This is a genomic window from Streptomyces sp. NPDC056948 (genome assembly GCF_042674225.1).
Lineage (GTDB): Bacteria > Actinomycetota > Actinomycetes > Streptomycetales > Streptomycetaceae > Streptomyces > Streptomyces purpurascens.
Window position 1 is genome coordinate 19981 of record NZ_JBHUQX010000044.1, and the last position, 13043, is coordinate 33023.

Consider the following 13043-nt stretch of genomic DNA (forward strand, 5'->3'; position numbering starts at 1 on the left):
GCTGGTACCCGGGGTCAGGAACCCTCGACGTCGACGAACACGGGGTTGGAATAGAACCATGTGTCCGCCCACGGGTCACCGTCCCCGGGCGCGTGCGGGACCGGCCCGTGCGGGTCGACGGAGGCGCCGAGGTACCCCGCACCATGGCGGTTGCCGTCACTGCCGCGCAGCCGGACGTAGAAGGACTCGTCCCCGGCGGTGAGCGGGATGCGCAGCGTGTACGTCCCCTTGCGGCCGCTGACGTCCTTCGTGTGTACGACCTTCGTGTCCGGCGACTTCCAGGTGTCCCGGTCGGTGACGGGCCCCCGCACCGCGCCCCGGATCACGTCGACGTGCCGGAGCTCGGGCAGGATGCCCTGCGCGTTGGGGCGGGAGGCGGTCGTGACGGTGACGTACAGGCTGATCCTCTCGCCCTTGCGGACGCGCAGCCGGCCGCCCAGGGTGACGCCGCGACCGGCGTCGCGGTCCCGCTTGACCCGGACGTCGAGCCCGTCGAGCAGATGCCCGTGGTCCAGCCAGACCCGGCCCGCGCGCAGGCCCGCCATGACCGCGCGGTAGCCGTAGCGGGTGACACCGACGTGGGTGCGGCTGAACTGGCCGGGCCAGAAGTCGCTGCCGGGCTGCGGGGTGTCGGTGTTCACCGGGTCGGGGAGCTTGCCGGTGTTGTCGAAGTTCTGTCCGGTCGGCCAGTCGCCGTTCTTCCAGGTGTCGAAGACGGTCCGGTGGTTGTCGGAGTTGGTGGTGATCGAGAACAGTCTGCCCTCGGCGAGCAGCGCGTCCCACAGCCCGCCGACGGTCGCCGTCGCCCAATCGAAGCCGCCGTAGGTCAGATAGGCGTCCGCCGGGTAGCCGGACCAGGACTGGGCGGACGGCTTGTTCTCGTACTCGCCGCGGATCGAGGTCGTGCCGCGCCAGCCGGGGATGGCGGCACCCTGGGCACCGGGGGCACCCTCCATGCCGATCATGATCTCGGGAGCCGCGTCCCGCCAGTTGCGCATCTCGTGCGGGGAGTCGATGCCGAGCCGCAGCGGGTGGTTGGCGAGCACGAGGACGTCGTCGACATAGCCCGAACGGCGCTGCTCGGCCAGCCACTTGATCGCCTTGACGGCGTGCGCCTCGTTGCGGGCCGTGTCGGTCGCGCCGGCCGAGCCCTCGGTGTAGTTGAGCAGCTTGCCGTCGTAGGCGAGCTCGAACCGCGTGAGCAGGTCCACCTCGTGGGGGCCGGGCGCCGCGAACACCGTGCAGTGCTCGGCGGCCGGGATGTACCACTCCAGGCCCTGGAAGATGAGCTGACGCGGGTTCTCCGCACGGGCCTTGAGGATCTCCTGGTGCTCCAGCTTCGCACCGCAGGAGGCGTGTCCGAAGTTGGAGTGCTCGTTGAACACCATCCAGTCCAGGCCGTACTTCGCGGCGGCCTTCGCCTGCTGGGAGAACGTGTACTTGGCGTCGTGGCTGTAGACGGAGTGGACGTGGTGGTCGCCCACCAGATACGCCAGCCGCGGGTCGTCGCCGCCGAAGCGCTGCGGTGAGGCCGCGGCGGGCACGGCGGCCGAGCCGAGGGTGAAGGCGGCGCCGAACAGGCCCGCGCGGCGCAGGAGTCCGCGCCTGGACAGGCCCTGTGGATCGAGTACGGCGGGCGAGACGGAGGGGTCGGCCCAGTCGGGGAGCTGCTGCTCGGTCATGGTGATCCTCGCGAAGGGGTCAGTGCGTCATGAAGGAGGTGACGGGCAGGGCCCGTTCGACGATGCGGACGTCACCGAGACGTCCGTGCAGGATCTGGTCGATCTTCCCGCCGTACTCGTAACCGCCCAGCAGCCAGGGGAGTCCGACGGAGGTGATGCCGATCGAGGTGGCCTTCGGGTTGCGGAGCACCGGGCAGCCCTCGACGTACAGCGTGCTGTGCCTGCCGTCGTTGACGACCGCGAGGTGCCACCAGGTCTCCAGCGGGGTCTCCTGCGCCCAGTTGGTGGCGATGCCCTGCTGGTTGAGCGGGCGCATCGCCCATTGCGGTTCACGGTCGTTGGACAGGGACAGGGTGGCCAGCGGCTCGTCGGGGTCGTCGGCGGTCTTGCCGGCGGCGCCGCCCGTGCCCGTGCGCGAGACCAGGCCCGACCAGGCGTTGTGGTCCGGGTCCCAGTCGGCGGGCAGACGGTAGAACGCCTCGATGGTGTAGCCGTCCCGGAAGGTGGCCGAGTTGAGCGGGGCGCCGTCGACCGTGCGCAGATAGGCGCCCTTCAGCGGCGACTTGAACCCCTGGAACTCCAGGCTGCCGTGGCCCGGCTGGTCGGGGTGGTGGTCCGCCGACCAGCCCAGGGCGCCGCCGCCCACCGTGACCAGCGAGAGGTCGTTGCCCCGCCCGGACAGGTCGCGGACGGTGCCGTCCGTGCCGTCGACGGGCTTCTCGAAGCGCCAGTACGCCATCGTGCCCGGGACCAGCAGCTTCGAGGCGGGCCGGGCCGGCCGCGCGGGCACCGGGGCGAAGCCGGAGAAGCGCTTCTGGAAGTCGATCTCGACGGAGAACCGGTCGGCGTCGCCGCTCAGCTCCATCTCCTGCCGCTCCAGCTCGTTGAGCCCCTTCTTGGCCCGGCCCAGGATCCACGGGGAGACCGTCTCCACGTCGATGACGTTCCGGTCCAGGTCGAAGCGGTAGAGGCGGATCATCGCCGCACCGCCGAAGTAGCGGTTCTGGTAGTTCGTCAGATGCAGATGGACGTCGTGTCCGGCCGCGTTCTTCCGCGTCGCGCGGGCGGCGGGCCAGTAGTGCCCGTTGAGGGTGAGGAAGATCTGGTCGTGCTCCTCGACGAGCTGGTCCCAGAGCTGCTGCCCGTACTCCGACAGGGTGTCGTCCTCGACGACCAGTTCGTGTGTCGTGAGGATCACCGGCGTCTTCGGGTGCTTCGCCAGAACCTCCTTCGCCCACGCGTAGCCCTGCGGCGACAGCCGCCAGTCCAGCGCCAGCACCAGCCACTCCCGGCCGCCCGCCGTGAACAGGTGGAAGGTGTTGTAGCCGTCCGGGGAGGCACTCCCGAACGTCGGCTTCCCCTTGAACCGCCGCGGACCGAAGGCGTCCAGGTACGGCGTCGCACCGCGCTGGTCGGTCGTCGACGACTTCACGTCGTGGTTGCCGGCCAGGACGCTGTAGCCGACGCCCCGCCGGTCCAGCAGCCGGAACGCCTCGCCGATCGCCGCGAACTCCTCCTTCGCGCCGTTCTGCGTGAGGTCCCCGAGGTGGGACAGGAAGACGAGGTTCTCCTCCTTGCCGTGCTCCAGCAGATAGCGCAGCGACGCCTCGACCGGCGCCTTGTCGATGCTGGGCCCGTCGAAGAGGTACTGGGTGTCCGGCATCACCGCGAGCGTGAAGCGACGGCTGTGCGGATCGGGACGCCAACTCGACGGCGCCGCCACGGCGGTGACGGCCGGCAGCGCGGCCGCCGCCCCGGCGGTCGCGCCGAGCAGCGCGGTGGCACGAAGGAAACTGCGTCTTCCGGCACCGGCCTGGGGCGCCTCGCCCAGGCCGTGGTCATGCGAAGTGCACACGGGTGCTCCATGAGGTGACAGAGAACAGGGAGGGGAAGTACTCGAAGAACTCAGAGAACGCGCAGCGTCCAGCTCCAGCGATGGACTCCTGCCGCGACGAGATAGGAAGCGAAGGTGTCGGGCCCGCACGACGCCGTGCCGAGCCCGCGGTGCGCCGCGTCGATGTGCACCACGCACCCGGCACGCGGCACCAGTTCGTCGTGATGTGCCGCCGAGGCGAGGTCGGCCGCGCGATGCCGGGTCACGGACACCTGGCAGGGCTGGTCCAGCCGCACCGCCAACCCGGTGGCGTCCGGAGCGGACAGCGTGAACCGCCGTACGCCGTGCCGCCCGCCGCTCTCCTGCGGCCGCAGATACGGCGTGAACAGCTCGTCCACCGGCAGACCGTGGTGGCCGACGGGCGCGCCCGCGCTCCGGTCCGGATACGACTCCCAGGGTCCCTGCCCGAACCACTCCAGCAGGTTCAGCCCGGCGACCGTCTCGAAGACCGAACCGACCCGGGCCACGTCGTCCAGCGGCTCGGGCAGCTCGGCGCTCTCCTCCACCAGGAGCCCGCCCTCGACGGCCGTGAACACCTGCTCGTGCCGGACGGTCCCGCCCGGGCAGAGAAGGTCGGCGACGACGGCCACCCGTCCCGGGTCACGCCGTACGGCGACGACCTTCCGGGTGGGCGCGTCCAGCCCCCAGTCCCGCCAGCGGCCCGCCATGCCGCCCAGTTCGTCGTTGTCGGTGGGCGCCCGCCACAGGGACAGCGTGGGCGCGGCCGCCAGCAGCGGATGGACCAGCAGCCCGTCCTCGTCGACCTCCACCGGGCGGTTCGGGACCCGGGTGTGCCGCACCGGTTCCGCCGCCCGCAGCCGCACCTGCGGCAGGCACACGACGGTGCCGCGCGGCGCCCAGGCCTCGTCCCCGGCCGTCGTGACCCGCAGCGTCAGCCAGGCCTCGCCGCCGTCCTCCGGCAGCTCGAAGGGCAGCGGCACGGCGGCCGTCTCGCCCGGCCGCAGATCGGGCAGCTCGGCGGGAGCCGTCAGCGTGCCGCCGTCGGCGAGGGAGAGCTCCCACTCGCCGGACAGCCAGCCCAGGCCACGGAAGTGCTGGTGGTTGCCGAGGACGATGCCCTCGTGCCGGAAGCACTCGATCCGCACCGGGGCTGCGATCTCCCGGTGCTCGAACATCACGGGCTTGGGGGTGCGGTCGGGGAAGACCACCCCGTCGGCGATGAAGGCGCCGTCGTGGTCGCTCTCCCCGAAGTCGCCGCCGTACGCCCAGCGATGCCCGGGCGCGGCGACACCGTTGTCATAGAGCCCGGCGCCCCCACGCCCGGCCGGTCTGCCGTCGTTCACACGCTGGAGGATGCCGTGGTCCCAGAACTCCCAGATGAACCCGCCCTGAAGACCCGGGGTGGCCTCGATGGCCTCCCAATGGTCGGCCAGCGTGCCGTTGCTGTTGCCCATGGCGTGCGAGTACTCGCACTGGATGAGCGGCTTGGTCTGGGTCCCGGACATGGCGTGCGCCAGGCACTCCTGGAGCGGCGCGTACATCGGGCAGGCGATGTCGGAGGCCAGGTCGGGATCGGCCCAGCCCAGCTTGGCGGCGCCCTCGTACTGCACCGGGCGCCGGGCCGGGTCGTGACGGCGTATCCAGCCCGCCGCCGCGTCGTGGTTGGCGCCGTAGTCGGACTCGTTGCCCAGCGACCAGATGATGACCGACGGGTGGTTCTTGTCCCGCAGCACCATCCGCGCGACCCGGTCGACGAAGGCGCCCAGATAGCGCGGGTCGTCGGCGATCTCGTGCGCGTGGTCGTGGGACTCGAGGTCGGCCTCGTCGACGACGTAGAAACCGAGCTCGTCGGCCAGGTCGTAGAGGGACGGGTCGTTGGGGTAGTGCGCGGTGCGGATCGCGTTGAAGCCGAACCGCTTCAGCAGGACGAGGTCCGCGCGCATGTCGTCGTACGAGACCGTCCGGCCGGTCAGCGGATGGAAGTCGTGCCGGTTGACGCCCCGGATGAACACGCGCTCGCCGTTGACCAGCAGGTCCCGGCCGGCGATCTCGACGTCGCGGAAGCCGATCCGGTGGTGGGAGGTGTCGGCGACCGTGCCGTCGGCGCGGTGCAGCCGTACGGTCAGCCCGTACAGCTCGGGCGTCTCGGCGTTCCAGGTGCGCACGTCCGGTACGGCGGTCCGCAGCCGGGCCTCGCCGAGGAAGTCGGAGACGCGCTCGTCCTCGGCGTTGGCGCGGTCGAACCCCGCGTCCTGCGTGAGCAGGTGCCCGTCCAGCTCCCCGCTGACGTACCAGCCCTCGGGCAGCGACCCGCCCGTGTCCCGCACCCGGCAGTCCACCCGCAGATCGCCGTCCCGCCGGGCCCGCACGGCCACGTCCGCGAGATGCAGCGGGTCCCGCGCGTACAGCAGTACCGAGCGGGTGATCCCGCCGTGCCACCAGTGGTCCTGGTCCTCGATGTGCGAGGCGTCCGACCACTTGACGACGGTCAGCCGCAGGGTCGCCCGCTGCCCGGGGCGCAGCACCGGCGTCAGATCGAACTCGGCGGCCAGATGCGAGTCCTTGGAGATCCCGGCCGGCCGCCCGTCCACATGCACCAGCAGCACGCTCTCGGCGGCCCCCACCTGGAGCACGATCCGCCGCCCGGTCCACTCGGCCGGCACGTCCACCGCCCGCTCGTACACCCCCGTCGGGTTGGCCGCGGGCACCTCGGGCGGGAACTCGGCGAACGGCATGCGGATGTTCAGGTACCGCGGGAGGTCGTCCGCGCCCTGCATGGTCCACACGCCGGGTACGTACGACGACGACCAGACCTCCCCGAGCGGGGCGTCCGGCGCGGGCAGCAACTGGAAGCGCCAGTCGCCGTCCAGGGAAACGGCCCCGGCCCGCCGGTCGACGGCGTTCATGGGCAGACGCCCCCAGGAGGTCACCTCGGGTGACTCCCAGGGGCGCAGGGCGATCAGGGGATCGAGGGGTGCGTCGTTCATGACCTTTTTCGAAGTGGGTGCGGTGGGCCCGGGCAGGACACGGCCTTGCAGGCCCCAGGTGGGGTCGACGGGGATGCCGAGACGGTCCAGGACCGTGGGGGCGATGTCGATGAGGCGGGGCGATTCGAGCCGGATGCCCGCGGGCCCGCCGGGCTCGGCGAGGACGACGAAGACCTCCCGTTCGGCACGCGTGTCACCGCCGTGGCCGCCGGAGTCGAGGTGACCGTGGTCCGTGGTCACCAGCACGGTCCAGCGCTCCTCGGCGCGTGCCGGGTCCGAGCGCCGGGCGTCGATCGCCTCCAGCAGCCGTCCGAGGTGCGCGTCCTGGGCGAGGAGGGCGCGAGCGTAGGCGGGGGACCGAGGGCCCGTGGCGTGGCCGGCCTCGTCGGTGGCGCCGAAGTACACGAACACCACGTCCGGGTCGTCCTCGGTGAGCCAGCGTGCCGCGGTGTCGGCGACGCGGCGGTCCGCGCTCGCGTAGCCGTCGGATTCGCCGTCGTAGGACACCCGTCGGCCGATCGCGGGGCCGAGGACACCGCGGCGGACCAGCTCCGGCCAGGACACGGCGGCCGCGGTGCGCAGACCGGGCCGGGCCGCCACGGCGCGGCTCAGGAAGTCGGGGTGGCGGGTGTAGTCGGCGCCGGTGAAGTCGTTGCCGGTCACCCCGTGACGGTCGGGCCACTCCCCGGTCAGCACGCTCGACCAGCCGGGCCCGGAGTCGGTGTAGGCCATGCCGGTCGACGGCCCGTTCCCGGCCTGGCCGTCGGTCTCCCCGTAGGGCAGCAGGCTCGTGCCGTGGGCGCCCGCGGCCATCAGGCCGTGCAGCACGGGTGCCGCGGACGGGGAGAGGGCCAGCCGGTCGAAGCGCAGCCCGTCCATGCCGACGACGAGGACCTTGCCGCGTCGGCTCCTGGCGTTGACGTCCGTCACTGGGTGCCTCTCTGCTGTCCTGAGAGCTCGGGACCGACTGCCGGTTCTCGGCTGCGTGCCCGCGGTGGCTGATCGCGCAGTTCCCCGCGCCCCTTGGGGCGCGTCAGCTTCCCTGAACCGCTCCCTCGGTGGCGCCCGATATGAACCCGCGGGCGAAGATGGTGAACACCACGACCAGCGGAATCGACGCCATGAGCACACCGGCCATGACCATGCTGTAGTCGGTGGTGTGGCCGACGTGGAGCTGGGCGAGCGTCACCTGGAGGGTGAGGTGGCTGGGGTCGGTGAGCACGACGAGGGGCCAGATGTAGTCGTTCCAGGCACCGACGAAGGCGTAGATGGCGAGGAAGGACAACGCGGGCTTGATCATCGGCAGCACGATGTTCCAGTACTGGCGGAAGAACCCCGCGCCGTCGATGCGCGCGGCGTCGAGGAGTTCGTCCGGCACGCCGTTCTCGATGTACTGGCGCAGCCAGAAGATGCCGAAGGCGTTGGCGAGGGCGGGCAGGACCAGCGCCTTGAGCGAGCCGACCCAGCCGATGTCGGACATCAGGATGAACTGCGGCAGGACGGCCAGTTGGAGCGGCAGCATCATGAACCCCACCAGCATGGCGAACAGCACCTTGCGTCCGGGGAAGTCGAACTTGGCGAAGGCGAACGCCGCCAGGGAGTCGACGAACAGCACCAGGACGGTGGTGACGGTCGCGACGACGAGGGTGTTCACCATCGACCCGAAGAAGTCGATGGTGTCGAGCACGTGCCGGATGTTCTCCAGCAGGTGGGATCCGAAGGTCAGCTTCGGCGGGCTCTTGTAGATGTCCTCGGTGGTGTTCGTCGCCATGACGATGGTCCATATGAACGGGAAGACCGAGATCAGCACGGCCAGGCCGAGGAATATGTGAGGGGTCAGCCCCTTGGGGCGCCGTGACCGCCTTTTGACCACTGCGGTCATGACTTCCTCCCGCGCTGGACGACGCGCCAGTTGATGACGACCAGCACCATGATCAGTACGAAGAAGGCCCAGACGATGGCCGCGCCGTAGCCGTAGTCGTTGTTGACGAAGGCCGACTGGTAGAAGTACAGCAGCGTGGTCAGGCCCGCCTGGCCCGGGCCGCCGAGGTTCGGGTTGGCGGCGTTGCTGCCGAACAGCACCTGGGGCTCGCTGAAGCTCTGCAGGCCGTTGATGGTCGAGATGACGACCGTGAACAGGATGATGGGCCGCATGATCGGCATGGTGATCTGGAAGAACGTGCGGAGGGGCCCGGCGCCGTCCAGCCTGGCCGCCTCGTAGATCTGCGTGGGGATGGCCTGGAGCCCGGCCAGGTAGATGATCATGTTGTAGCCGGTCCACATCCAGGTCATCAGCAGCGCGATGACCAGTTTGATCAGCCACGGATTGCTCAGCCACGGCACGGGTGAGATGCCGACGGTGCCCAGGATCGCGTTGACCAGGCCGAAGTTGTTGCTGAACACCGCGCCGAAGAAGATCGACACAGCGACGATCGAGGTGACGTTCGGTATGTAGAGGGCGATGCGGTAGAAGCCCTTGAAGCGCCGCACCGAATGCAGCAGCGTCGCCAGCACCAGGGCGCCGAACAGCGTGGGAACGGTGGACAGGACCCAGATCACCAGGGTGTTGCGGATCGACATCCAGAAGACCGGGTCGTCCCACAGGAACCGGAACTGCTGCAGGCCCACGAACTGGATGGTGCCCATGCCGTCCCAGCGCTGGAAGGCCAGGTACAGCGAGTAGAAGACAGGGAAGAACGAGAAGACGCCGAAGATCAGGAAGAAGGGCGAGATCGCCAGGTACTGCCGCCAGTGGGACAGCACCCCGCGACGTCTCGGCCGTACGGCGCCCGCCGGCGGCGTGCGCCGGGGGCGGAAGCGGGCCGGGCCCGGCCCGCCGTGGCGCCGGGGCACCGCGGCGGGTCCGGTGACCGGAGGTGAGGCCATTGCTCAGCTCACCCCCTGGCGACGGGCGATCTGCTTGGCCTGGCTGACCGCGTCCTTCCACGCGTCGTCGGGCTTCTTGCCCTTGGCCTCGATGTTGGTCAGCTCGGTCATGAAGGGAGCCATGACGGCGGCGTCCGCGGGTGCCTCGTAACTGTCCGGTATGGCCTTGGCGGCCGGGCCGAACACCTCGATGACCTTCTGCCCGCCGAAGAAGGGGTCGCCGCCCGTCATGGCCGGCATGGCGTACGCCGCCGGCGCGGCGGGGAAGATCGCGGCGTCGGCGAAGCCGCGGGCGTCGTTCGCCGGGCTGAGGATCCAGCTGATGATCTTGAACGCCTCTTCGGGGTTCCGGCACTGCTTGGGCAGGGCCAGGTAGGAGCCGCCCTGGTTGGCCGGTCCGCCGGGCATCGCGCAGACCCGCCACTTGCCCTTGGTCTTCGGGGCCGCCTGCTCGATGTCCAGCGCGTGCCAGGCAGCACCGAGTTCGGTGCTCAGGCTCTTGCCGACGGCGGCGTTCCAGGTGTTGTCGTTGATCTTGGCGTCGAGACCGAGGGTGTAGGGGCGGACCGCGGTGGTCCACGCCTTGCGGATGTGGTCCTGGTCGCCGATGAAGCGGTTGTCCTTGTCGATGAACCGCTCGGTGCCCTGCCCGACCACCATGTTGAACACCGAGCCGATGTTGTTGACCAGGTAGGTGCCGGACACCTTCTTCTTCAGCTCGGTGCCGAGCGCGAAGTAGTCCTCCCAGGTCCCCGCCTGAGCGGCGACCTTGTCGGGGTCGGTGGGCAGCCCGGCCTTGTCGAACAGGTCCGCTCGGTAGAAGAGCGCGGTGGGGCCGATGTCGATCGGGAATCCGACCTGCTTGCCGTCCTCGGCCCGGGCGAGCTTGGTCTTCCAGTCCAGGTACTGGGACGAGATGTCCTTGAAGCCCAGGTCGTTCAGGTCGAGGAAGCGGTTCGCGTTGGGCAGGAAGGACGCCATGTCCTCGCCCTTGATGCCGGTGATGTCGGGCACGGAGGTGCCCGCGGCGAGGGTGGTGGTGAGCTTCGACTTGAAGTCGCCGCCGATGGAGGCGACGGTCAGCTTCACCTGGCTGCTGAAGTGCGTCTTCGCCTCGGCGACCACCTTGTCGCTGAGTGCGCCTCCCCAGTACCACAAGGTGAGGTCCTTGCCGTTCTTGTCGCCGGCCGAATCCGAGCCGTTGCCGCATGCCACGGTCAGGCCGGAGGCGGCCGCGGTGAACGCGGCGGCCTGGAGGAAGCGTCTGCGGGAAAGGTCCACGGGTCACTCCTGTTGTTCATGTTCGACGTGGAGAGGGGTGCGGGGATCAGTGCCGCCGTTCGGAGGCGCGTGGGCCGACGGACGTGTGAGGGGCCGGCGGGGTGAGGGGGGCGTACGTGACAGCCGGCCCGGGGTTCGCCGGGAGGCGGTCGGCCAGGAAGCCGTACGACTGCTTCAGTTCGGGATCGGTCAGGGAGCGCCACCAGCGGTCGACGCCGTACCAGCCGGGGGCCGCGAGGGCCCCGCCGTGGTGCCGGACGGACAGCCCGGCCGCGAGCACCGCGAACCGCAGCCGCTGCGCCAGCGGCCAGCCGCCGAGCGAGGCGGTGACGAACGCGGCGCCGAAGACGTCCCCGGCACCCGTCGCGTCGAGCACGTCGACGTCGAGGGCGGGCACATCCGCGTACTCGCCGGTGATCTGGTCGACGGCCAGGGCGCCGTCCCCGCCCCGGGTGACCACCGCGACCGGCACCAGCTCGGACAGCGTGCCGAGCGCGGCCACCGCGCTGTCGGTGCGGGTGTAGGCCATGGCCTCCGTCTCGTTCGGGAGGAAGGCGTGGCACAGGGCCAGTTGTTCAAGGAGAGCCGTCGACCACTCCTGGGTGGGGTCCCAGCCGACGTCGGCGTAGACCTGCGTGCCGTTCGCGGCGGCCTTGGCGAGCCACTCGCGCGGTTCGGCCTCGAGGTGGACCAGGGCGGTACGCGCCTCGGGCGGGTCTCCCATCAGCACGTCCTGCGAGTACGGCGGCTCCTGGCCGTGGGTGAGCAGGGCACGGTCGTGGCCGAAGGCGACGGAGACGGTGACCGGGGTCGGCCAGCCGTCCGCCGTCCGGGAGAGCGAGAGGTCGACGCCCTCCTGGTCGCACAGGACGTCCCGGCAGTGTTCGCCGTAGAAGTCGTCGCCGAACACGGTGGCCAGGGAGGTCCTGAGGCCGAAGCGGGAGGCCGCCACCGCGAGGTTCGCGATGCCGCCCGGGCCGCAACCCATGCCCTCGGTCCAGATCTCCTCGCCGGGCGTCGGCGGCTTGCCGAGCCCCGTGAGGACGAGGTCGTAGAAGAGCAGCCCGGTCAGCAGCACATCGGGCCGGTCATCGTCCACGGATGTGTCCTCTCGCTCGAGTTCGACGGAGATCGTCAAAACTCTTCATTTCCGTGACCGGAATCGTGCGCTGCTCGGAGACATTGGTCAATACCCGAGCAGAACTGAGCATGGAAATGATTGAAGATGACGAGTAGTGTTCCGGCCGTGCTGGCAGAACGACGACACCAACTCATCCTGCGGGCCCTTCGCTCCGGAGGCCCCGCGGCTGTGACCGACCTCTCCGAGCGGCTGGGTGTGAGCCCGGCCACTATCAGGCGTGACCTGGTCAAACTGGAAGAAGACGGTCTTCTCACTCGCGTCCACGGCGGCGCTGTGGTCGAGGAGGGCGACCAGCCCTTCGCCGAGGTCGCCGAGATGCGCGTCTCCGAGAAGGACGCCATAGCGGAGCGCGCGGCGGCGATGATCGAAGACGGCCAGTCGGTCCTGCTGGACATCGGGACGACCGCCTACCGTCTGGCCCGGCAACTGCACGGCCGCCGGCTCACCGTGATCACCAGCAATCTGGTGGTCTACGAGGAACTCGCCGACGACGAGGGCATCGAGCTGGTCCTGCTCGGCGGCATGGTCCGCCGGGAGTACCGCTCCCTGGTCGGCTTCCTCACCGAGGACAATCTGCGCCAGCTCCACGCCGACTGGCTCTTCCTCGGCACCAGCGGCGTACGGCCCGGCGGGCAGGTCATGGACACGACGGTCGTGGAGGTGCCGGTCAAGCGCGCCATGATCAAGGCCGGCGAGAAGGTCGCCCTGCTGGCCGACGCGGCGAAGTTCCCCGGACACGGGATGGCGAAGGTCTGCGGTCCCGAGGACCTGGACGTGGTGGTGACGAACGCGCAGGTCGACGCGGCGACGCGGGCCTCCCTTCAGGAGGCAGGCGTCGAGGTCGTCGTGACGGGAAAGGTGCAAGCGTGAAGCTGACGATTCTGGGCGGCGGAGGGTTCCGTGTGCCGCTGGTGTACGGGGCGCTCCTCCAGGACCACGCCGAGGGCCGGGTGACGCACGTCGTCCTGCACGATCTGGACGCGGGCAGGCTGTCCGCCGTGACCCGCGTGCTCGCCGAGCAGGCCGCGGGCGTTCTGGACGCGCCCGAGGTGACCGCCACCACCGACCTGGACGAGGCCCTGCGCGGCGCCGACTTCGTGTTCTCCGCGATCCGCGTCGGCGGCCTGGAGGGCCGCGCGAACGACGAACGGGTGGCCCTGGCCGAGGGCGTCCTCGGCCAGGAGACGGTCGGCGCGGGCGGCATCGCCTAC

Annotated in this window: 8 protein-coding genes and 2 pseudogenes; 2 read left to right on the forward strand and 8 right to left on the reverse strand. The window is 70.3% G+C overall.

Annotation, left to right across the window (positions count from 1 at the left end; all coding sequences use genetic code 11):
• Window positions 1-14: 14 nt before the first annotated feature.
• From ACFTZL_RS08430 to ACFTZL_RS08465, 8 genes and pseudogenes are all read right to left on the reverse strand, one after another.
• Window positions 15-1682, reverse strand: a complete 1668-nt coding sequence (locus tag ACFTZL_RS08430) for a PHP domain-containing protein (protein ID WP_382579687.1) — start codon at window positions 1680-1682, stop codon at window positions 15-17.
• 19 nt (window positions 1683-1701) lie between these two features.
• On the reverse strand, window positions 1702-3537 hold the full coding sequence (locus ACFTZL_RS08435; protein WP_382579689.1) for a LamG-like jellyroll fold domain-containing protein: 1836 nt from the start codon (window positions 3535-3537) through the stop codon (window positions 1702-1704).
• A 50-nt stretch (window positions 3538-3587) separates the two neighbouring features.
• Complete coding sequence (locus ACFTZL_RS08440) at window positions 3588-6524, reverse strand: glycoside hydrolase family 2 TIM barrel-domain containing protein (RefSeq protein ID WP_382579701.1); 2937 nt, start codon at window positions 6522-6524, stop codon at window positions 3588-3590.
• Between the two features lie 9 nt (window positions 6525-6533).
• Window positions 6534-7403, reverse strand: a pseudogene (locus tag ACFTZL_RS08445) (alkaline phosphatase family protein); the annotation flags it as partial.
• Between the two features lie 154 nt (window positions 7404-7557).
• Complete coding sequence (locus ACFTZL_RS08450; RefSeq protein ID WP_382579691.1) at window positions 7558-8406, reverse strand: carbohydrate ABC transporter permease; 849 nt, start codon at window positions 8404-8406, stop codon at window positions 7558-7560.
• A complete protein-coding gene (locus ACFTZL_RS08455) occupies window positions 8403-9287 on the reverse strand; it encodes a carbohydrate ABC transporter permease (RefSeq protein ID WP_382579703.1) in 885 nt (294 codons plus the stop codon). The genes ACFTZL_RS08450 and ACFTZL_RS08455 overlap by 4 nt, the downstream gene beginning before the upstream one ends.
• 126 nt (window positions 9288-9413) lie before the next feature.
• Complete coding sequence (locus ACFTZL_RS08460) at window positions 9414-10691, reverse strand: ABC transporter substrate-binding protein (RefSeq protein ID WP_382579693.1); 1278 nt, start codon at window positions 10689-10691, stop codon at window positions 9414-9416.
• 46 nt (window positions 10692-10737) lie between these two features.
• Window positions 10738-11790: a carbohydrate kinase family protein gene (locus ACFTZL_RS08465; RefSeq protein ID WP_382579695.1), complete on the reverse strand. Its 1053-nt coding sequence runs from the start codon at window positions 11788-11790 to the stop codon at window positions 10738-10740.
• Between the two features lie 147 nt (window positions 11791-11937).
• Between ACFTZL_RS08465 and ACFTZL_RS08470 the strand changes: the two genes are divergently transcribed.
• Together ACFTZL_RS08470 and ACFTZL_RS08475 are read left to right on the forward strand one after the other, a co-directional pair.
• Window positions 11938-12702: a DeoR/GlpR family DNA-binding transcription regulator gene (locus ACFTZL_RS08470; RefSeq protein WP_382579705.1), complete on the forward strand. Its 765-nt coding sequence runs from the start codon at window positions 11938-11940 to the stop codon at window positions 12700-12702.
• Window positions 12699-13043: pseudogene (locus tag ACFTZL_RS08475) on the forward strand (6-phospho-beta-glucosidase); the annotation flags it as partial. The gene ACFTZL_RS08470 and the pseudogene ACFTZL_RS08475, both read left to right, overlap by 4 nt.

Coding starts and splice junctions, on each gene's coding strand:
- ACFTZL_RS08430 (WP_382579687.1), bottom strand. CDS start 1,682: ATGACCGAGCAGCAGCTCCCCGACTGGGCCGACCCCTCCGTCTCGCCC.
- ACFTZL_RS08440 (WP_382579701.1), bottom strand. CDS start 6,524: ATGAACGACGCACCCCTCGATCCCCTGATCGCCCTGCGCCCCTGGGAG.
- ACFTZL_RS08450 (WP_382579691.1), bottom strand. CDS start 8,406: ATGACCGCAGTGGTCAAAAGGCGGTCACGGCGCCCCAAGGGGCTGACC.